20 protein-coding genes are annotated in these 20,799 nt (G+C 58.5%); 12 read left to right on the top strand and 8 right to left on the bottom strand.

Translation table 11 applies throughout. The features are described from left to right. Nucleotides 1-15: 15 nt before the first annotated feature. Genes ACSSV8_RS17720 through ACSSV8_RS17685 form a run of 8 tightly spaced genes read right to left on the bottom strand, consistent with a single transcriptional unit; the run spans nucleotide 16 to nucleotide 8,540 of the window. Nucleotides 16-795, bottom strand: a complete 780-nt coding sequence (locus ACSSV8_RS17720; RefSeq protein ID WP_454283334.1) for an SDR family oxidoreductase — start codon at nucleotides 793-795, stop codon at nucleotides 16-18. A gap of 9 nt (nucleotides 796-804) precedes the next feature. Further along, complete coding sequence (locus tag ACSSV8_RS17715) at nucleotides 805-2,727, bottom strand: AMP-binding protein (protein ID WP_454283333.1); 1,923 nt, start codon at nucleotides 2,725-2,727, stop codon at nucleotides 805-807. A gap of 2 nt (nucleotides 2,728-2,729) precedes the next feature. Beyond that, on the bottom strand, nucleotides 2,730-3,452 hold the full coding sequence (locus ACSSV8_RS17710) for an ABC transporter ATP-binding protein (protein WP_454283332.1): 723 nt from the start codon (nucleotides 3,450-3,452) through the stop codon (nucleotides 2,730-2,732). Beyond that, on the bottom strand, nucleotides 3,442-4,194 hold the full coding sequence (locus ACSSV8_RS17705; RefSeq protein WP_454283331.1) for an ABC transporter ATP-binding protein: 753 nt from the start codon (nucleotides 4,192-4,194) through the stop codon (nucleotides 3,442-3,444). The genes ACSSV8_RS17710 and ACSSV8_RS17705 overlap by 11 nt, the downstream gene beginning before the upstream one ends. After that, nucleotides 4,184-5,122: a branched-chain amino acid ABC transporter permease gene (locus ACSSV8_RS17700; protein WP_454283330.1), complete on the bottom strand. Its 939-nt coding sequence runs from the start codon at nucleotides 5,120-5,122 to the stop codon at nucleotides 4,184-4,186. The genes ACSSV8_RS17705 and ACSSV8_RS17700 overlap by 11 nt, the downstream gene beginning before the upstream one ends. Beyond that, nucleotides 5,115-5,990, bottom strand: a complete 876-nt coding sequence (locus ACSSV8_RS17695; RefSeq protein ID WP_454283329.1) for a branched-chain amino acid ABC transporter permease — start codon at nucleotides 5,988-5,990, stop codon at nucleotides 5,115-5,117. The genes ACSSV8_RS17700 and ACSSV8_RS17695 overlap by 8 nt, the downstream gene beginning before the upstream one ends. A 37-nt stretch (nucleotides 5,991-6,027) precedes the next feature. Next, nucleotides 6,028-7,209 carry an ABC transporter substrate-binding protein gene (locus ACSSV8_RS17690; RefSeq protein WP_454283328.1) on the bottom strand — a complete coding sequence of 394 codons (1,182 nt, stop codon included), beginning with the start codon at nucleotides 7,207-7,209 and terminating at the stop codon, nucleotides 6,028-6,030. A 44-nt stretch (nucleotides 7,210-7,253) separates the two neighbouring features. Next, nucleotides 7,254-8,540, bottom strand: coding sequence for a CaiB/BaiF CoA transferase family protein (locus ACSSV8_RS17685; protein WP_454283327.1), 1,287 nt, complete (start codon nucleotides 8,538-8,540; stop codon nucleotides 7,254-7,256). A 72-nt stretch (nucleotides 8,541-8,612) separates the two neighbouring features. Here ACSSV8_RS17685 and ACSSV8_RS17680 point away from each other — a divergent pair, with 72 nt between their 5' ends. From ACSSV8_RS17680 to ACSSV8_RS17625, 12 genes are all read left to right on the top strand, one after another. Next, nucleotides 8,613-9,464, top strand: a complete 852-nt coding sequence (locus ACSSV8_RS17680; RefSeq protein WP_454283326.1) for an IclR family transcriptional regulator — start codon at nucleotides 8,613-8,615, stop codon at nucleotides 9,462-9,464. Beyond that, the gene (locus ACSSV8_RS17675) at nucleotides 9,464-9,883 is read left to right on the top strand and encodes a hypothetical protein (RefSeq protein ID WP_454283325.1); all 420 of its coding nucleotides are present in this window, start codon (nucleotides 9,464-9,466) and stop codon (nucleotides 9,881-9,883) included. The genes ACSSV8_RS17680 and ACSSV8_RS17675 overlap by 1 nt, the downstream gene beginning before the upstream one ends. Before the next feature lie 10 nt (nucleotides 9,884-9,893). After that, on the top strand, nucleotides 9,894-10,346 hold the full coding sequence (locus tag ACSSV8_RS17670; protein ID WP_454283324.1) for a MaoC family dehydratase: 453 nt from the start codon (nucleotides 9,894-9,896) through the stop codon (nucleotides 10,344-10,346). Then, a complete protein-coding gene (locus tag ACSSV8_RS17665) occupies nucleotides 10,343-11,500 on the top strand; it encodes an acyl-CoA dehydrogenase family protein (RefSeq protein ID WP_454283323.1) in 1,158 nt (385 codons plus the stop codon). The genes ACSSV8_RS17670 and ACSSV8_RS17665 overlap by 4 nt, the downstream gene beginning before the upstream one ends. Continuing rightward, nucleotides 11,500-12,417, top strand: coding sequence for an SDR family NAD(P)-dependent oxidoreductase (locus ACSSV8_RS17660; protein ID WP_454283322.1), 918 nt, complete (start codon nucleotides 11,500-11,502; stop codon nucleotides 12,415-12,417). The genes ACSSV8_RS17665 and ACSSV8_RS17660 overlap by 1 nt, the downstream gene beginning before the upstream one ends. Next, nucleotides 12,402-13,613, top strand: coding sequence for an acetyl-CoA C-acetyltransferase (locus ACSSV8_RS17655; protein ID WP_454283321.1), 1,212 nt, complete (start codon nucleotides 12,402-12,404; stop codon nucleotides 13,611-13,613). The genes ACSSV8_RS17660 and ACSSV8_RS17655 overlap by 16 nt, the downstream gene beginning before the upstream one ends. A 7-nt stretch (nucleotides 13,614-13,620) precedes the next feature. Then, nucleotides 13,621-14,862 carry an acetyl-CoA hydrolase/transferase family protein gene (locus tag ACSSV8_RS17650; RefSeq protein ID WP_454283320.1) on the top strand — a complete coding sequence of 414 codons (1,242 nt, stop codon included), beginning with the start codon at nucleotides 13,621-13,623 and terminating at the stop codon, nucleotides 14,860-14,862. 29 nt (nucleotides 14,863-14,891) lie between these two features. Then, nucleotides 14,892-15,287, top strand: a complete 396-nt coding sequence (locus ACSSV8_RS17645; protein ID WP_454283319.1) for a cupin domain-containing protein — start codon at nucleotides 14,892-14,894, stop codon at nucleotides 15,285-15,287. Nucleotides 15,288-15,472: 185 nt separating this feature from the next. Continuing rightward, nucleotides 15,473-17,839, top strand: a complete 2,367-nt coding sequence (locus tag ACSSV8_RS17640) for a transketolase (protein ID WP_454283318.1) — start codon at nucleotides 15,473-15,475, stop codon at nucleotides 17,837-17,839. A gap of 499 nt (nucleotides 17,840-18,338) precedes the next feature. Next, complete coding sequence (locus tag ACSSV8_RS17635) at nucleotides 18,339-18,623, top strand: hypothetical protein (protein ID WP_454283317.1); 285 nt, start codon at nucleotides 18,339-18,341, stop codon at nucleotides 18,621-18,623. 7 nt (nucleotides 18,624-18,630) lie between these two features. Then, nucleotides 18,631-19,425, top strand: coding sequence for a hypothetical protein (locus ACSSV8_RS17630; protein ID WP_454283316.1), 795 nt, complete (start codon nucleotides 18,631-18,633; stop codon nucleotides 19,423-19,425). 1 nt (nucleotide 19,426) lies between these two features. Continuing rightward, a complete protein-coding gene (locus ACSSV8_RS17625) occupies nucleotides 19,427-20,440 on the top strand; it encodes a hypothetical protein (RefSeq protein WP_454283315.1) in 1,014 nt (337 codons plus the stop codon). Nucleotides 20,441-20,799: the final 359 nt, after the last annotated feature.

Here is a 20,799-nt window from a genome sequence, read left to right as displayed (position 1 = left end):
GTGTCTCCTTGGAAGTTATATCGAGCGACGCGACGTCAGTCCGCCATCAATGGTGATGATGGTCCCGGACGTGTAGGCAGAGCGAGGCGAGGCCAGAAAAGCGAAAAGATCGGCGACCTCACGCACGGATGCGGGTCGACCCAGCGGATAAGCCTCCATCAATTCAGTGTAGCGGCTCTCGTCCCCCCACTGTTCGATTGCGCGTTTTTTCATGATGTTAGCGATTCGGTCTGTCGCGACCGGCCCGGGGTTTACACCTAACACACGGATCCCGTCATCGAGACTTCGTCCCCCCAGCGCGCGGCTGAAACCCATCAGCGCAGCGTTGCCGGTTGATCCCGCGATATAACGAAAATCGAAATTTTCACCGCCATTGCCGATGTTGTTCAGGATGACACCGCCACCAGCTTCCTTCATCCGGAGATAGACCGCACGGCACAGATCAATATACCCAAAAACTTTGACCTCCCAACCCTCGCGCCACGCATCCTCGCCCACTTGCCACAAATCACCGCCGGGAATAGCGCCCGCGTTGTTAACGAGAACGTCTACTTTCCCTGCAGCGTCAGCGATCGCCTTCGCAGATCCCCGAGCGGAAATGTCCTGTTCCTGACACTCAACTTTAACTCCTTGTTCTGATGCCAGCCTGTCCGCCAAGGCCTTCAGCTTGTCCACAGAGCGGGCCACCAGATGCAGATCGCAACCCTCCTCGGCAAAAACCTCAGCCAGCCCCTCGCCGATGCCTTGCGACGCCCCGGTAATAATCACTTTTTTCCCGCGCAGTCCTAAGTCCATGTCGTTCTCCTATTGCTTCTTCAAAATTCGAGCGATCTCTTCGACGGCTTCGGGATTGACGAGGGCCGAAAGATCACCTGGCGGGTTGCCAGAATGAACGCTTCGGATGACGCGCCGCATGATCTTGGAACTGCGTGTTTTGGGAAGCTCGGGGACGACGAACACTGCACTAGGCGCGAAAGGTGCGCCAAGGCGTTCCTTTACACGCGCCCGGGCAATGGCACGAATGTCATCTGGCGCATTCTCACAGGTCAAAAACGCAACGATGGTTTGCCCTTTGTCAGCATCCGTCGCGCCGATCACTGCAGCTTCGACTACGCCATCGATCTCCACAAGAATTTCCTCGACCTCGCCCGGTCCCACCCGTTTACCGGCTATCTTGATTGTATCGTCCGAGCGGCCCAAGATGAAATAATGTCCATCTTTGGTACGCATCGCCAGATCGCCATGCACCCAGATACCCGGAATGGTCTGCCAGTAACTTTCGAGATAGCGCTCCTCGTCCTCCCAGAAGCTCGCCGTCATACCGATGAAAGGTGCGCGGATCGCGAGTTCGCCGATCGATCCGGTCAGTGAATGGCCCTCGGGATCGATCACATCGACCGCAACACCGGGCGATCGAACGTTGAAGCCACCCGGCACGATGGGTTTCGTCACGACGCTCGCTAGAAGCGCGCCCGACACTTCCGTACCGCCGGTGTAGTTGATGAGAGGGCATTCTCCACGCCCAAAATGCCGCTCAAACCAGACGAAATGCTCCGGCGCAATAGCCTCGCCGGCGGTGATGAGCAGTTTAATCGATGAAAGGTCCGGCGCAGTCGCGGTTGCGAGATGTGCGGCAAGTCCCCGGATCAGCGTCGGGGCCGATCCGAAATGCGTGACCTGGTACCGCTCGACCAGTTGCCCCATGCGCGACCAGTTCGGGTAATCCGGGGCGCCGTCGTAGCAGACAAGTGTGGCTCCTCGCAGCAGCGCCGCGCCCAGGATCAATGCCCCTGCGATCCATCCCATATCTGCGGGCCAACAGAACACATCGCCCGGTTTCACGTCGAAGTGTACGGCAGAATCATGCGCGATCTTGACCGGGAAACCGCCATGCACATGTACCGCACCCTTCGGTTTGCCCGTGGTGCCAGAAGTGAAGATGACCATGAAAGGATCATCCGGCGACATACGGGCCGATCGGCTGTCCGCTTTCGCGTCAACCGATACTTCTTGCCAGTCGGTGACGGTGTCTGGCGCCGGGGCCACCTCTGATCCTTTAACGATCAGGTGCTTCAGGCTAGACACTTCGTGCCGCACGGTCGCCAAGATCTTGGCTGTATCGATGAACCGTCCACGTCGGTGAAAACCGGTCGTTGTGATCAGCCCCAACGCGCCGCAAGACCCTAGCCGAGACACAACGGCATCGCTGCCAAACCCGCTGAAGAGCGGCACCACAATCGCGCCGATATAGGCGATGGAGAGCAGCGATATAGACGCTTCGATCCCGTTTTCCATCAACAGGCCCACTCGGTCGCCGCGCTTTATGCCCTGCGCCTCGAGACCGGCGGCAAAACGACGGACTTGGTCCGCGAGTTCCGCGTAAGTCACACTGCGCGATGTGCCATCCTCCGTCTCGGCGATGATGGCGATCCGGTCGCGGCCCTCATCGCGCTCAAGGATCATGTCAGTCCAGTTCATTTCTCCGCCGAGGAACCACGAAGGGAACGGCGCGCCGCGCCCAAGACCACACCATGAGTCGTAGTCACGGCTGAAACGCACGCCGCAAAAATCGACTACCTCACGCCAATACTGTTCGGGTTGCTCAAGAGAGAACTCGTAAAGCGCATCGAAATCCGCAACACCCAGCCGACGGGCAAGCGCGGTGACTTGAGCCTCTTCAATATAATCGGGGGTCGGTTGCCAGATGTTGTTGCCGTCTAATCCCATGATCAGATCCCCAAATAGGCGCGCTGAACTTCCGGACTCTGCGCCAGCACGCGCGCCTTGTCGCCCATGACGATAGAACCGCCTTCAAGGATGTAGCCGTAATCAGCGACCTCCAGCGCGATCTCGGCATTCTGCTCAACAAGGAGCACATCGACGCCACTTTGAGCGATGGTCGTCACGATTTCCGCGATTCTGTCCACGATGGCCGGTGCAAGGCCGATAGTCGGCTCATCAAGCAGTAACACACGAGGGTCACTCATCAACGCGCGCGCGACGGCGATCATCTGCTGTTGTCCGCCGCTGAATGTGTAGGCCTGCGTCGACAAGCGGTCGCGCAGCTCGGGAAACAGATCGAGCACATGCTCCAAATTGCGTTTCACCGCCTTTTGATCTGATCGCGAAAACGCGCCCATCTCGAGATTTTCGAGCAAGGTCATCTCGCCAAACAGCCGCCTTCCCTCAGGCACGACCGAGAGCCCTTTGGCCACCAGCCGGTCCGGGGATTGCCCCACAACGTTCTCGCCAAAGAGATACACCTCACCCGCGACCGGGTTAACTAGGCCGCAGATCGTTTTGATCAGTGTCGACTTGCCCGCGCCATTGGCACCGATAATCGTGAGAATGCGGCCTTTGCGCAGTTCGATAGACACATCGTTGATCGCCGGAACGACACCATAGCGTACCGACAGGCCCGATACACGGAGAGGGGGAACTTCAGTTGCCATGACGGTGCCCCAAGTATGCGTTTATGACGTCCTGATTGCTGCGGATCTCAGTTGGCGACCCCGTTGCCAGAACCTCGCCGTGATGCAGCACAACGATGCGGTCGCAGACTTTCATCACCGCCTTCATGTTATGCTCCACCAACAGCACGGAGCAGTCGAAATTGTCGCGGATACGTTCGAGCATCGAAAGCGTTTCGGTCACCTCGGTCTGATTGAGACCAGTCAACGGCTCGTCAAGGCAGAGCAGCCGAGGCCGCGCAGCAAAGGCAATGCCGATGGAGACTAGCCGCTGAATCCCGTGCGGAAGAGTGCCCGCAGGTTCATCAAGAAAGGTGGTCAACCCAAGCATTTCGGCTGTTTCTTGCGCCCGCATCCGGCGGGCGGTCCGACCGCTGACGCTGTGCAACGTCCCTAGGAGGATGTTGTCGCGGACGGTCATGCTTGGCATCAGGCTGCCGTGCTGGAATGTGCGCACAAGGCCCATGCGGCTGATCGCCATGGACGACTTGCCGGTGCAATCGCGCCCAAAGATTGAAAGCGATCCGGAGGACGGTTTGTAAAATCCACTAATTAAGTTAAAAGTCGTGCTTTTTCCAGCGCCATTCGGACCGATAAGGCCGAGGATCTCTCCGGGCAGGATCTCGAAGTCAACGTCGTTCACCGCGACCAGCCCGCCGAAGCGCCGGGTCAGTCCCGTGGTCTGCAACAGCGGTTTGGTGACGCTCTTATTCTCAGTCTGCATGCCGCTGCCCCCTTGCCGTGAACCGCGTGAAAGCCTTGCGCAGCAGTCCAGTGATGCCCTCCGGCATCAAAAGGACGGCCAGCACGATCGCCGCACCGTAGAAGATATGTTCGTGCCCCCCGAGGCCGAGCGCGTAGCTACCCAGCACAACGAGCAGGAGCGTGCCAACGATTGGACCGACGATGTTATCCTCGCCACCGACCTTAACATAGGCCAGCGCGAAGGCTGCCAGCAGGAAACTAAAGTCGCCGGGGCTGATTACGTTGTTGACCACCGCATGAAGACTGCCGGCAACACCCGCCGCAAAGGATGCGATGGCAAAGCAGGTGACTTTTACGAAGAGGATGTTAAGCCCCACCGTGCGTGCCACATCCTCGTTGTCGCGAATAGCGGTGAAAATCTTGCCAAAATCTGATTTCTCGACAGCATAAAGCGCGAAAATCAGCAGTGCGGAGATTGCCATCACGAGGGTCGGCATCCACGGATCCAAGGCGATCGGCGGGAATATTCCCACCATGCCGGAATTGCCGCCCAGCCCCATACTCTTGGAATAGATGATGCGCACCGCTTCAGTGAAAGCAAATCCAATCAGCAGGAAATACGGCCCTTTGGTGCGCAAGGTGATGTAGCCGAACACGACGCTGACAGCTGCAGCGGAAATTCCGCCCAAGATAATCGCCACGCCAAACGGCCAATCCAAGATGGTTATAACTGATCCGGTCGTATATGCGCCAATGCCAACGAAGGCGGCGGTGGCGAAGTTCAACTCTCCGATCAGCATCACGAAACGCAGGCTTACTGCGATCAACGCTGCAATAGAAACCAGATTGACCACGCTCGCAACATACAGGTCGCTCACGAACAGCGATAGCCCGAGTGCTGCTGCGATTCCCGCCACCCAGTAAGGGAGTCTGAGTATCTCAACCATGTCCCATTAACCCCTTCGGTCGCACCAACAGGATGACGATCACCAGAACGAAAATCGTGATCGTCGCCGATGTCGGATCAATGTAAAAAGATCCGACCGTTTCGATCACCGCTACGAAGAGTGCGCCAAGGATGGCACCAGGGATACTCCCCAGCCCGCCAATGATCACCGCGATGAAGCCCTTGATCAGATAGTCAGCACCGATAACCGGCGTCACAATTGAGATGGGCGCGATTAGCGCTCCGGCGAGCGCGGCAAGAACGGCCGCAATCATAAAGCCCGCCATTGCCATCCGGCTGTACGGCACGCCCTGCAACATAGCCGCCTCATGGTCGATGGAAACGGCGCGTAATGCCTTGCCCAGCTTGGTATAGGTCAGCGCCCAATAGAGGATAGCGGTAATCAGCACCGCCATCGCGCAGAGAAAGAGCCGCTGTTTGGTTACAGATGCACCGAATATATCGACATTGCCCGGCAGGATTTCGGGCACCCCGCGCACGGCACCGCCAAACACTTCGAGAAAGATACCGTCAAGTAGGAGAACCAGCCCGATGGACAGGATGAACGACCCCACCATGTCACGCTGGAAATACTTGAAGCCGAAAACGTAGATGATGAAGCCCAGGACCACCGAGGCGGCTACTCCGGCCAGCACCGCGAGCAGATAGGCGGGCAGTATTGGTATCCCTTTCCCCGCCAGCCACGAGAGAGTCGTAGCTACTACGAGAGCCGACACGGCAAAGAGATGGCCATGGGCGAAGTTCACGATCCGCATGACCCCGAAGATCAGTGTCAGACCAAGGGAGAATAGGATGTAGACTGCGCCTATCTGCAGACTCGTCAGAGTAAGTTGTATCGCGGTTTGCATAGCCGGAGCACCTTTTTCAGTTCAGACTCACCGGGAGTTACTTACCGTCCGGTACAACACGACCCAGTTCGACGAGTTCGCCCCCCTGAATCTGCGTGATGATCACCGGCAGACGCATCTGTTGAACGGTGCCGTAGGTTTCCTCGCCATAAAACCCGATCTCGTCGCCATAAAAGGAGCGGAACGTCACGTTGGACATTACTGCAGCCACTTCCTTCGGCTCCACGCTGTCAGATGCTTCCATCGCTGCCTTCAGCGCGTAAACCGAGTCGTAGAAACCGATTTGGATCGCGTTGAGGGACTCGCCAATAGCGGCGCGAGCCTCTTCATTCACCTCGTTTTGGTGATCCGTCACCTCGTCGCCGGAAAAGGACACAGCGGCCCCCATATAGACTCCTTCGACAGCTTCGCCGCCAGTGGCCTTGATACCGTCCGCGCCGGTACCAACCTCGACGACCTTCACACCGTTCCAGCCCAACGCGGCCAGTTCACGGAAGACCGCGCCAGCATCTGCCGGGGGCGAGCCACCCAGATCGATGATATCGGGGTTCAGCGCCGCCAAGCGAGCTGCGATTGGCTGAAACTCGGTCGTGCCGCGCTCATAGAAATCGCTGCTCAAAAGCTCTATTCCGGTATCCTGCCACACTTTTTTTGCGACCTGCTCCGTATCCTGACCCGACGCGTCGTTCGGGTTCAGCATCGCCAGTGTCTTGGCTTCGGGATGTTGCTCGGCGATGAAAGGGATGAGGTTCGGCAGAATTTCAAACGGCGTGTTCATCTGCGTGAAGGTCAGGGGAAATTGTGGCCCTTTTACCGAAAAGCCCCAAGCCGTTGTGAAGAGCAACACTCCCTGCCGTTCGGTCATTGATTGCAATGCTTGCACAGGCGCGGTGCCGAGGCTTCCGCCTATGAATTTGATACCCTCACGGTTCAACAGAGTCTGCGCGACCTTGGTGCCGTCGGCCGCATTGTACTTGTTGTCGTAGGCGACGCACTGGAAATTGTAAGTGTCACCTGCCACGGTAACGCCGCCTGCTTCATTGATTTCTTTGACTGCACGTTCGCACATGAAGACGGAACCCTTGCCCCAGATCGCCCCGCCGCCAGACAGCGGCACGGACAAGCCAAGCTTGATGATCTCCTGTGCGCCCGCGACAGAGCCCATTAAGCTCAACGCGACTCCCAAGGTCGCCATTTTCATAGTTTTAAATCCAGACATTAGCTTTCTCCTCCTGATTTTAGACGACCTCTGCCGCCCATTTTTTAGGTCATACCCGTACCAATTGGTGGTGACGTCAGCTTGCGGATCTCCTCAGCTCCGCATCCAAGTTGCATCAGCAACTCGACAGAATCCGCGCCCAGTTGAGGCGCGGCATTTCCAAAGTTTTCCATCCCCGCTGCAGTGCGAATCGCGCCGTTCGCCACCGGCAAAAACACGTCCGCGCCCTCGGCGCCGCATGGCACGGGATCGTTGCGGAAAAATCCGCCGCCCGCGATCTCCGGCGCGCTCAGCGCAGCCTCGGGGGTAAGCGCAGGGCAACCGGGGATGCGTGACTTTTCCAGCTCGGTTAGGCACTCGTCCTTCGTGCGTTCGGCGCACCAGCCGGCCATAATCTCGCTCAACACCGAACCGTTCTCGCCGCGCGCCAGATCGGAGGCAAATCGGGGATCGTTGATTAGGTCCGCACGCCCTATCAACTGCGCCCAGCGCGCGAACATCCCATTACCGATGACCTGAACCATAATCCAACCGTCGCGGACCTCAAAGAGATCCGATGGCCCTGCAATCGGGCTGCGATTTAGCAGTGGCTCGCGCCGCCGTGCGCCCGACGCCTCCTCGATAAGCATCGGGTTGGTCATCGTGACTGCGCTGCCCAGCAAGGAAGCCTGCACATGCTGGCCTTGTCCGGTTCGGCTCCGCTCATAAAGAGCTGAAACCGTTGCAAAGGCGGCCGCCATTGCCGTGCTGAAGTCGACATAGGACACCGCCGCACGCATTGGGCGCTCACCAGTGCCCGTCAGATACATCGCCCCGCTCAGCGCCTGCCCTGTGCCATCAAATCCAGTCCGATCCTTTGCCACCCCATCGAACCCCAACGCCGAGATCGTTGTCAGGATGATGTCGCTGCGCAACACCTTAAGGCTTTCATAGTCCAGCCGCGCCCGCTTGAGGGCCGCAGGCGGCAAGTTGACAACAACAACGTCGGACTGCGCAACAAGTCGCTCAAAAACCGCGCGGCCGTCATCAGTCCCAATATCCATCGCCAATGACTTTTTGTTGCGATTGACCTGCATGTAGAGCGCGCCGCGTCCATCCAATCCAATCGGCATAACTTCACGGTCTGGCGCGCCTTGTGGCGGCTCAATCCGAATTACTTCGGCACCCTGATCGGCCAAAAGTGCGGCGCAGTACGGGGCCGCGATGTATCGGCCAAGATCCAGCACGCGAATCCCCTTCAGTCCGGAGACTTCCGGCGCTTTGCGGGCAGTGGTTTCGCCTACTTCGACTTTCACAACCTTTTTCCCATCTTGCTCGGTTTTTGACTTCACACAGTGGTTGAATTTGTATTAGTATTTTTCTATAGTGAATGCAATTCTCAACTTTATGAAGGCCATTCAAGCATGAGTCAGGCCACCGATCAAGCCCCCGCCCCAAAAATCGTTGGTGCCGTCGCAAACGCTTGTTCGATCTTGCGGGTGCTGGCTCAGGCAGGCGAGCCGATGGGAGTGGCAACAGTTGCACGGGCCACGAATGTAAGCGTCAGCACATGCTTCAACATCCTGCGCACATTGGCAGCAGAGCGGCTTGTGGAGTTCGATGAAGCCGCAAAGTCCTATCGCCTCGGCGTGGGCATGCTGGAGTTTTCTGTGCCGCTGCTTGGCGTCAATCAAGTCGACCTGGTCCGACCAGAGCTTCACAGACTTTCCGCTGAACATAACAGCCTGATTTGCCTCTGGCAGATTACAGAGACAGAACGAGTCGTACTCGTAGACCGCATAGCGAGCGGTAGTAACGTCCGCGTGGATATGTCTCTCGGCGCACGTTTGCCGGCCTATGTGGGCGCTGTCGGGAGATGCTATGCCGCGCTCTCTGATCTAAACTACACCGATCTGAAGGCCAATTTCGACGGGTTGAAGTGGCAGGCCCCACCTACGTTTGAAGGCTATCTCGCGGATGTGCAGCAGGCCGCGATCGACGGGTATGCTTTCGATTTTGGAACGCTTTTTGTCGGGGTCGAGATTGCCGCTTCTATCGTCACCGATGCGAGTGGCCGAACCCGCCTTGGTATAAGCGGAATTAACATTGCGGGCCAGCTACAGCGCAGCGACCTGAAACGTCTTGCCGTGGATATCCGCAACTCGGCCGACTGGATCAGCGAAACGCTTTTTGGCGTCTCGAAGGGCTTGCGTCAAGCGGACCGCCGCGCCGCCGCTCCCGTACCGAGTGCCGCCCCTGTCCGGGGGCCAGAATAATGACGAGTGAGGCCGTGACAGAAGCTTGGGCTTATGCCGATTTTCAACCCGGGCATACCTTTGGCGAGATGTCGATCGTCCTCGATGCCAATCGGCTTGCCCAATGGGACGCGATCTATGGGGGCGGCGGGAATTTAAATGATCCTGCGCGCCCAGTACCGCGAGGGTTGCTCGTCACATGCATGATGGAAGCTTATCTTGGGCTGATTCAACCTCGTCCGCCTGGGAACATACATGCCGGTCAAAGCCTCGTTTTCGGCACAGGACATATCCAGCTCGGCGATACGGTGACCATAACGGCATCCTGCCTGGACAAGACGTTACGCAAGGGGCGCGGCTGGGTAATATTCGAAGTCACCGTCACCCGGGGCGACCAGACCCTTTTGCGCGGCGAGATCCGCTCCATTTGGGCACGGTGAGGACAAGGCAATGACCAACCGATCCGATCATCATGTTCTGCCCGAGACGCTCGACCTCGGCCAATTGCGCACCACACCCGAGATGACAGAGCGATACGCGGCACTAACAGCAGATTACAACCCGATCCACGTTGATGCAGATTTCGCTGCCGGCACCGTCTTTGGTGCGCCGATCATTCACGGGACGATGGGACTTAACCTGCTCGTCGACGCACTTCAGGCCACCTTTGGCAACATATTTACCGAGATACGTATCGACGTTCGCTTTATCCGCCCTGTCCATGTGGGCAGCACTATTAGGGCGGGTGGCACGCTGACCGATCCCGAAACCCGTAGCTACGACATTTTCGTTGAAACCGAGACGGGCGACCGTGCCGTCGAGGGAACATGCAGCCTTGGCCCACCCGCGCCCGATCCTGCGCGGAATGAGACCGAGACGAACAATCCAGAGGTACACCCATGAGCCAATCAATCGACGACGAAACATTTCAACAGCTTCGGAACATGATCCAGCGATTCGTGACCGAACGGCTCGTGCCCAATGAATCGCGGCTCGAAATCGAGGACGAAGTTCCCGAAGAAATCGTTGCCGAAATGCGGGAACTGGGCCTCTTTGGACTGACCATCCCGATTGAATATGGCGGCATCGGGTTGAACGTGCGGCAGGAAACGCAGATCGCCCAGATTTTCGGCCATACCGCGCTTGCCTTTCGGTCGCTTCTGGCCCCCAATATTGGTATCGGCGCGCGCGGGCTGATCTTCGAAGGTACAGATGCACAGAAGGCTGAATACTTGCCCCGGCTCGCCAGTGGTGAGTTGATGTCCGCCTTTGCCCTTACAGAGCCAGACACCGGCTCCGACCCCGCGAACCTGAAGACGAAGGCAGTGCGCGACGGTGATGACTATCTCATCTCCGGCACAAAGCGATATATCACTAATGCCGAGCGCGCAGGCCTCTTCACAGTCATGGCGCGTACTGATTTCGAAGCACCGGGGGCCGACGCGATCTCGGCCTTCCTTGTGCCTTCAAATGCTCCCGGCCTGACTGTGGGCAAGAAGGACCGCAAAATGGGCCAGCGCGGGACAACAACGTCCGACGTCGTTTTCGACAGGGTTCGCGTACCCGCCAGCGCCATCATAGGCGAGACCCCCGGTCGTGGTTTTCGTCTCGCCATGCGGGTGCTCGACCGGGGCCGCATCCATATCGCCGCACTGGCAACCGGTATGTGTGACCGTCTGATTTCGGAAATGGTGGAATATGCAAAGAACCGGCGACAATTCGGCAAACCCATTGCCGAATATCAGCTGATTCAAGCGATGATTGCGGACAGTTACACGGAATACCGCGCCTCCAAGGCGCTCGTGGAAGAGACCGCTGGCATCTATGACGACACCGGCGCGGCCCGAACCGAAGCGTCGGCGGCCAAGTATTTCGCAACCGAGGCAGTGGGCCGCGTCGCCGACCGCGCAGTGCAGGTGCATGGCGGGGCCGGCTACATGAGTGAATACCCGGTGGAACGGTTCTACCGCGATGTGCGCCTATTGCGCATTTACGAGGGCACTAGCCAGATCCAGCAGCTTCTGATCGCACGGCAGGTCCTGAAAGGAGGAGCTTGATGAACGAGGATAGAATGCTCGACGATAAAGTCGTGGTCGTCACTGGCGCGGGCGGCGGCATCGGTCGCGACATCGCACTTATGGCGGCAGCGCATGGCGCACTTGTGGTCGTAAACGATATAGGGGCAAGTCTACAAGGCGAGGGGCAGGACGATGGTCCGGCAGCGAACGTGGTACAAGAGATTATGGACGCTGGCGGCAGAGCCGTGGCCAGCAACGACAGCGTAACAGATCCGGACGCCGCCCAACGGATCATCAAGACCGCAATTGACACTTTTGGACGTGTAGATTGCATCGTGAACAACGCGGGTATCCTGCGCGATACGTTTTTCCACAAAATGACCGACGAAGAATGGGACAGCGTGCTCAAGGTCCATCTCTACGGGACGTTCAACGTCAGCCGTGCCGCCGCACCACATTTCAAGGCGCAGGGGTCGGGTAGTATGGTTCACATGACCTCAACTTCCGGTTTGATTGGCAACCTCGCTCAGGCAAACTATTCGGCTGCCAAACTGGGGATTACAGCGCTATCTAAATCCATCGCACTCGACTTGCAGCGCTTTGGCGTGCGGTCGAACTGCATCGCGCCCTTCGCGTGGAGCCGCATGATCAGCTCGATTAAGATCGACACGCCCGAGCAGGAAGAACGCGTCGCCCGCCTCAAGCAGATGACGCCTGCCAAGGTGGCCCCTCTCGCCATTTACCTGCTAGCGGACGCCTGCGACGTTTCAGGGCAGATCTTCGCTGTGCGTAACAATGAGATATTCCTGATCAGCCAGCCACGCCCGGTACGTTCGGTGCACAATTCTGAGGGCTGGACCCCCGCACAGATCGGCGCACAAGCCATACCTGCTCTGAAGGCGAGTTTTCATCCGCTCGAGGTTTCTGCGGATGTCTTCGCGTGGGACCCAATTTGATGCGCCGCGCCGCCATCATTAGCCCGCTTCGCACCCCAGTCGGCCGCTTTGGTGGCGCGCTCAGGGACGTGCAGGTCGAACATCTCGGCGCGGCTCTAGTGCGAGCCCTGCTGGACCGGACAGGGCTTGACCCCGCGCAGATCGACGACGTGGTATTCGCCCAGTCCTATGCCAATTCCGAAACCCCCTGTGTTGGCCGCTGGATCGCGCTTGAGGCCGGGCTGCCGATCGAAGTGCCGGGAATGCAACTCGACCGGCGCTGCGGCGGCGGGCTGCAATCCATCGCCACCGCTGCGATGATGGTCCAGAGCGGTGCCTGCGATGTGGTGCTCGCAGGGGGCGTCGAGAGCATGAGCAACATCGAGTTCTACACCACCGGCATGCGCTGGGGCACGCGGCTGGGCAATGCCGCGCTGTACGACCGGCTTGACCGCGGGCGCGAACGGTCACAACCTGAACACCGCTTTGGCTTCATATCAGGCATGATCGAGACGGCCGAAACCCTCGCAAAGAAGTACGATATTTCCCGCGAGGCCGCGGACGCATTTGCCGCACGCAGTCATCAACAGGCCGCGGCTGCATGGGATGATGGCCGGATGGCAAGCGAGGTGGTGCCGATCTCTGTACCGCAGCGACGCGGCGATCCAGTCATGTTCGAACGGGATGAAGGCATCCGGCCTGACACCACCGCCGATGGGCTGGCAAAGCTTCGTCCACTACAAAAGGACGGTACCGTCACAGCTGGCAACGCTGCGCAACAGAACGATGCCGCCGCGGCCTGTCTCGTTGTTGCGGAAGACCGGCTTGAGGCGCTCGGCTTGACACCTGATGCCTTCCTCGTCGGTTGGTCCGCTGCGGGCTGCGATCCTGCACAAATGGGCATTGGGCCGGTTCCGGCTACCGAGCGTTTGATGAGTCGCACCGGTCTTTCGCTCGGCCAAATGGATCTTATTGAAGTAAACGAGGCTTTTGCAGCGCAGGTCCTCTCGGTTCTGAAATGTTGGAGTGATGTTGATCCCGAGCTGGTTAACGTCAACGGATCAGGAATCTCGCTCGGTCATCCTATCGGGGCGACTGGGGTCCGGATCATGACCACGCTTTTGCATGAGATGGCGCGTCGCGATGCCCGCTACGGGTTGGAAACAATGTGCATCGGCGGTGGGCAAGGTATGGCCGCGATCTTTGAGCGCGCCTGAGGTCGCTATGCACCAGCAAATCGAAGCTGACGCACTGAACTTTTCGGATTTTATCCGCCCCGGCGACGTTGTCGTCTGGGGACAGGCCTGTGGTGAGCCGTTGACTTTGACCCGCAATCTCATGGCGCAGCGCCACCAGGTCGGCACGTTCAACGCGTTCATCGGCATCAGCCTCAGCGACAGCGCCAACCCGGAATATACCGACCGCGTGCGCTTCCAGTCCTTCTGCGGGACCGGCCGAAACTCACGGCTCGCCGCAGCGGGCAAGCTCGAGATTTTACCGATGCACTACTCTCACCTCACACCTGTTCTGAAAAGCCGGGTCGACGTGTTGATGTTGCAGGTATCTCGGCATCCCGATGGTGGCTACAGCCTTGGGTCGTGCTGCGATTACGTGAAGGAGCTGGTCGGCTCTGCGCGCCTTGTAATCGCCGAAGTGAATCGACAGGCACCCGTAACCGACGCCCGGATCAATACGGGGCAAATCGATGTATTCGTGGAAGCCGATTACGCGCCCGCTGCTATGATGGCGCAGACTCCATCGCCCGCTAATCGCAGGATTGCCAGCAATGTGGCCGATCTGATCGACGACGGCGCAACAGTCCAGTTCGGGCTGGGGGCCACGCCCGATTGCGTCGCAGAACTGCTCATGGATCGCAGGCATCTGGGGCTTCATGGCGGCGTTCTGTCGGATGCCGGCATGGCGCTTATGGCATCTGGAGCAATCGACAATTCCCTCAAACCTGTCGATGCAGGTCTTTCGGTCACAGGCACTCTACTCGGCACAAACGATTTGCTTAAGTTTGCAGACGGGAACACAGCAGTCGCCATGCGGCCAATCAGCCACACCCACAATATCGTCACCATCGCCCGGCTGCCCGCTTTTACCGCGATCAACTCTGCGCTCGAGGTGGATCTTTCAGGTCAGGCCAATACCGAGTCAGCAGGGGGGCGCTATCTGGGAACGATTGGCGGTTCAGTAGATTTTTCACGTGGCGCACAGGCTTCTAAGGGCGGCAAGGCCATCCTTGCGTTGACCTCGACAGGCCAGCTCCGGGACGGCACCCTGTTTGGCCGTATCGTACCGCGCTTGTCGGGCCCAGCCACGATCGGGCGCGCAGATATCGGGATCGTCGTCACGGAACACGGAATCGCGGATTTGCGTGGCCAGACGCTAGATGAACGGCGTCGGCGCCTTATCGCCATCGCCGATCCGGCGTTTCGGGACGTCCTATCTGCCGCCGAATAGTCCACGCAGATTGCAGGGGAGACACAGAAATGTTCGAACTCGATATGACAAGCGGATGGGAGCCCGTTCCGGGCACCACCGACATTGCGCAAAAACCGCTCAGCGGCAATTTCGACGAAGCGAACAGGACCGGCTACCGTACCCGCTGCGTGCGCGTAGCGCCCGGTGGAGAAACGGACGAGCCGTTCGTGCATACCTACTGGGAAGAAGTGTTCGTGCTCGAAGGCACGCTGACTTCTAAGGCTGACGGCACAAGTGTCACCGCACCTGCCTACGTGATCCGCCCCCCAGGCACGCCCCATGGCCCGATCCTGTCTGAAGGTGGCTGCGTTCTTGTCGAGTTCCAGTACTTCTCAGACCGATCTCTCGGAATGAGTGACTACCTGGACCCGATGGCCTTTGACGGAGACAATAGTTCGACCTGACCGACGGCACTCTTGAACGCAAGTTCACCGGCATTGGACAGTCCCGTGATCCATATTCGATGTGGTCCTGTTGTGCCGATGATTGAATACGAAGCCTCTTGCAGCGTATCGAGCCGCAGTTTTCGCCGACTTTGAGGCCCACTGCGGCGGAACTCAACCGCGGTCAAAACAAAGGAAATGCCTCCATGACTGCCGACATCAAGTATCTCAAGACTATCGAGAAGCGCCTCCTGTGGCTCTCTCATTGGATGATCCACCACGCCAACCACGTGCGCCCCAAGATCGACGGTATCAAAGTCGGCGGGCATCAAGCTAGCAGTGCCTCGATGGTATCAATCATGACCGCGCTATATTTCTCCGCGCTTCGCCCCGAAGATCGGGTCGCGGTCAAACCCCACGCCAGCCCCGTTTTTCATGCAATACAATACCTTATGGGAAATCAGACGCGCGAAAAACTGGAGAAATTCCGCGGCTGGGGCGGAGCACAAAGCTATCCCAGCCGAACTAAGGATATCGACGACGTAGATTTCTCTACCGGGTCGGTCGGGCTGGGTGTGGCCATCACCTCCTTCGCCTCGCTGGTGCAGGACTATATCGCCGCGAAACCGTGGGGTGCGAATGCCCCCATAGGGCGGATGGTCGCCCTTGTCGGAGACGCCGAGCTTGATGAAGGCAACGTCTATGAAACTCTCCAAGAAGGCTGGAAGAACGATCTGCGAAACTGCTGGTGGATTATCGACTACAACCGCCAGTCGCTCGACGGCGTGGTGCGCGAGGGGCTGTTCGGACGGATCGAAAAGATTTTCGATGCTTTTGGCTGGGATGTCGTCCGGGTGAAGCACGGTACTCTACAGCGCGCCGCGTTCGCCGAACCCGGTGGCGATAAACTACTCGACTGGATTAATGCGTGTCCAAACCAGGAATATTCGGCGCTGACCTTCATGGGCGGGGCGGTCTGGCGCAAGCGTTTGATGGACGATCTTGGTGATCAGTCCGACTTGACGGCGTTGCTGGAACGTCGCAGCGATGCCGAACTAGCGGAGCTCATGGAGAATCTCGGCGGCAACTGCGTGGAGACCATGGCGGAGGCCTTCGCAGGGATTGAGCATAACCGACCTACATGCTTTCTCGCCTACACGATCAAGGGATGGGGCACACCTATCGCCGGGCACAAAGATAATCATGGCGGGCTTATGAACCGCACCCAGTTTGCGAGTTGGCAGCGCCACATGGGCGTAGCCGAGGGCGAGGAGTGGGAACCGATGGCCAGACTGGAAGATCCCGAAGGCCTGCGCAGATTTCTGTCCAAGGTCCCCTTCTTCGCCACTGGCACGCGCCGTTACCGTGATACCCGGATAAACGTACCAGCAATTGACGTTGTCAGCGACCGTGCGATTTCGACACAGAGCGCCTTCAGCAAGATCCTCGACACCCTTGCGAGGGAGGGTGGGCCTCTGGCAGACCGCATAATGACAATATCGCCCGATGTCACCGGCACAACCGGCCTTGGCCCTTGGGTCAATCGGCGCAAGCTCTTCGCCCGCACCGCGCTGGCGGACGCATTCATCGAACATCGCATCCCCTCTACGGCGAAGTGGGAATTCACGCCCGATGGCCAACATATCGAACTCGGTATCGCCGAAATGAATCTCATGCTGCTTCTCGGCGCCGCCGGCTTGTCGCATAGCCTTTTCGGCAAACGCGTGATCCCGATCGGCACGGTTTACGATCCGTTTGTTGCCCGAGGTCTGGATGCGTTGAACTATGCTTGCTATCAGGATGCACGTTTTCTTCTCGTGGGCACTCCTTCAGGCGTAACACTGGCCCCCGAGGGCGGTGCGCACCAATCCATCGGCACACCCCTCATCGGAATCAGTCAGGACGGCATCGCGGCCTTCGAGCCTGCCTTTGCCGACGAATTGGCGACGATCATGGAATGGGCATTCGACTACTTGCAGCGCGACGGCGAAGGAGTTTCGGACGAGCGCACCTGGCTACGCGACGAAACTGGAGGATCTGTCTATTTGCGCCTGAGCACCAACCCGATCGAGCAACCCGGCCGGTTCAACGACCCAGCATTCCGGCAAGGGGTCATAGATGGAGCGTATTGGCTACGCCCACCGGGGCCTAATTGCGAAGTGGCAATCGCTTATCAGGGTGCTATCGCGCCTGAAGCGATAAAGGCTGCCGGCATTCTGGGCGAAGACCGCCGTGATGTCGGCGTTCTCGCAATAACCTCAGCCGACCGCCTGAATGCAGGCTGGACCGCTGCACAGCGCGCGCGATCGCGCGGCCAGCGAAGTGCCCGTTCCCAGATAGAGACGCTCCTGCAGGATTTACCTGCGTTCTGCCGTATCGTCACAGTTATTGACGGTCATCCCGGTACACTGTCTTGGCTCGGATCTGTTTCGGGACATCAGACGATCCCGCTGGGGGTTGAGCACTTTGGACAAACCGGAACCATCGGCGACCTCTACCGCCACTTTGGGATCGACGCTGCCTCAATCATAGAAAAGGTCTACGCGCTCACACCAGGTCGCACGCTTCAATAAAAGTTGGCGCAGGTGATGCAAACCCAAGGGGACTAAGATGAGCCGGAAAACCTTCATGTCGGATTAAGCGCACGCGGTCCCATAAGCGCTGACCTCAGACTGCTTTACCGCCCACCCTAAGGCCTGATCATCACCCTGATCACCGAATGCCGCGCCGATATTCTCGACAAAAAGTGGTCAAGCGGCTGGAAGAACTGGAGGCTCAGGCTGCGCAGCCCCCTATTTCCAAATGCCACGCGCTCGCCGTCGCTGCCCGCGACTGGGCCGACGCGGTCGAGCCCCACAAGGTCGCACAGCTACAGATCGAGAGTCTGGCACCCAGTACCGCGGAACTGAACTCACCCTCCCAAGTGGAGAATTGCCACGCGCAGATCGTCAAATAGTTCGACTTAATAAATTTCATCAAGTTATTTATGACTAAATGAAATCATGATTGACGCATTCGATTTTGATCGCTAGAGATAGCTTCATGATAAAATGAAATCATTGAAGGCGTATCATGGCTCAGCTCCCCCACAAACTCACCCGCCACGCCGCAAACCGCGCAGCACAGCGTTCCATTCCGATCGAGGTGATCGACCTCATTCTAACCTACGGCGAAAGCCGCGATGCAGGCGATGGAGCACGCAAACACGCGCTTTCGCGCCGTGGACTGCGCGAAGTCAGGAAGGACAGAGCAACTAAGGCCGGCACCAAGCTGGACCATTTTCGGCACGTTTATGTCGTCACCAACGGTGAGATGATCATCACCGCCGCTTTCACATCCAAACCCATCTTTCACTGAGGATCCCATGGACCACAAAACCGCAGACCGCTTCCTTCCACTCATCACCGCGATGTCGCCCACCGAATTGGAGCGCGAAATCGAACAACCTTCGAAACTGCTGATGCGTCAGGATCAGCATGGGCCTTCGCGTATCGACGTCGCCTATGCGCCCTTCGATCAAGTTAACCCGGTTGCCCGGATCGCCATCGTTGGCATTACTCCCGGCCGCCAGCAGATGGGCAACGCTTTGCGGGAATGTTACAAGCACCTGCGTGCTGGTGTTGCCCCTCATGAAGCGTTGACCGCGGCAAAGGTCTTTGCCAGCTTCTCTGGGCCGATGCGGTCAAATCTCGTCGCCATGCTCGACGACATTGGAATGCATCGCCTCATCGGCCTCGATAGCACAGCCAGACTCTGGACGGATCGCTCCGAACTGGCGCACTTCACTTCGGCCCTTCGCTATCCGGTCTTTGTGGATGGCAAGAACTATAGCGGCAACCCAGACATGACGCGAATCCCTGCGCTGCGGGAGCAGATTTGCATCCAGCTCGCTGACGAACTACGGGCCCTGCCCCACGCGATCTTCGTCCCTCTCGGACCAAAGGTCAGTGCGGCACTTGAACTGGCGGCTGACCGCGCCGGCATCGATCATGCCCGGATCCTGTCCGGCCTGCCGCATCCCAGCGGTGCCAGCGCAGAACGCATTGCCTATTTCCTTGGGCGCAAGCCGCGTGCGACGCTGTCCAGCAAGACGAACCCCGACAAGATTGATGCAGCTCGGGCATCCATCATTCACAAAATCCGCAAGATGGAGGAGTAACATGGATAGCAAGCATCCTTCCGAAATGGACTACCACGATCGCGCAAAAGAGTTCGACCAGCTCTTCGACTACGAAAACGATCCCAGTGTGACGCTGGTTGCCCTTGTGCGCCGGGCTGGTGACTTCCTCGAGAAAATTGTAGGGCCGAAGGCAGTAAACGAGGGCATGGCACGCATCATCGGTTCTCTTTCAGTTAACGGTCCCGTCGCGTGGCGCGACGACCTAGAGGACGGCGAGAGCAGCGCCTATAGCGAATGGGCGATTGGCGGACAGTTGCATTCTCTATCAGCCTATGCGCGCTATGGCATTGACCTCGCAGCCCGTGAGCACGAGAGCGCGTCCGACATCGCCACCCAATTGCGTGCAGTGATTGATAAGGTGGAAGCGTTGGTCGCCCTCTGCCCGCTTGAACAGTGGCTGGGCGAGGACAGGCCCCGACAACTGGAAGAAACCTTGCTGCTGGCAAGAAACCGTTGGGCGCTGGATCATGGCTTGCCGGTCGAGCCTGAGGCGCTGGCGATCTTTGGTGGGGTCACGATGGGCTCGATGCGCAACATGCTGTCAGGAAAGACGCAGATTTTTACCAAGATCGACGGCAAGATCGCTGCCAATGAAGCGCTCAGCTGGCTCGCGGACAAGCGGTCCTTCTTCCCCTCCATCTGGGAAAACGCGCGTCCAGAATGGGACGGTGAAGTGTATGATCTTGATTACGCGCAACCGGTCTTTGTTCCGCAGTCGCGCGACGGGTCTGTTTTCCATCCCGGTCTTAAGCGCGGCGGCGCCTACACAGTTGGCGAAAAAGGAAGTGAGACGCAGGTCGACGGCTTTGAGGCGGCCCTAGGCGCTCTCCAGGAGATGCGTCACCCGTCATGGCGCAGGCCCGGGCGTGGCAAGGGTGGCTGGGGCATCGTAAGCGCCATCCACTGGGTGCGGATGACAAAAGCCGAGCTCGACCATCATGCGCGCGTCGAAATGGAGCGAGTCGCTCAGCACGACCCAGAAATCGAACCGTAAAGATTAAGGGACCGACATTCTTCCATGGAGCAAGTGCGGGGCGTCAACTTCACGCCCTGCGCATAACAGCAGGGAAAGTTCCCAAATGATTTGTGATTACGCAATTCGATTAGACATCCGAAAGGTGCCCAAGCAAGTGCGTCCTCTGCTCCACGGGCTGTTCTTCGAGGGCGCACGATTTGAGACGACTTGGACCGAGACTGCCTTCGGCGGGCAGCGCGAGTGGTTCCTCTGCCCCGACTGTAAGCGCCGCTGCGCAATCATCGGTCGTGTCTCGAATCTGGTGGAAATTCTCCGGCGGCGTTCTCCGGGCGGGTTGATTTGGGCCTGATCAGGCGGCGAGGTCAAGGGTCATGGGC

The sequence above is a fragment of the Roseovarius sp. MBR-79 genome (genome assembly GCF_053628555.1).
The sequence above is the reverse complement of the archived record's forward strand: the minus strand, read 5'-3'. Positions and strand labels throughout refer to the sequence as shown.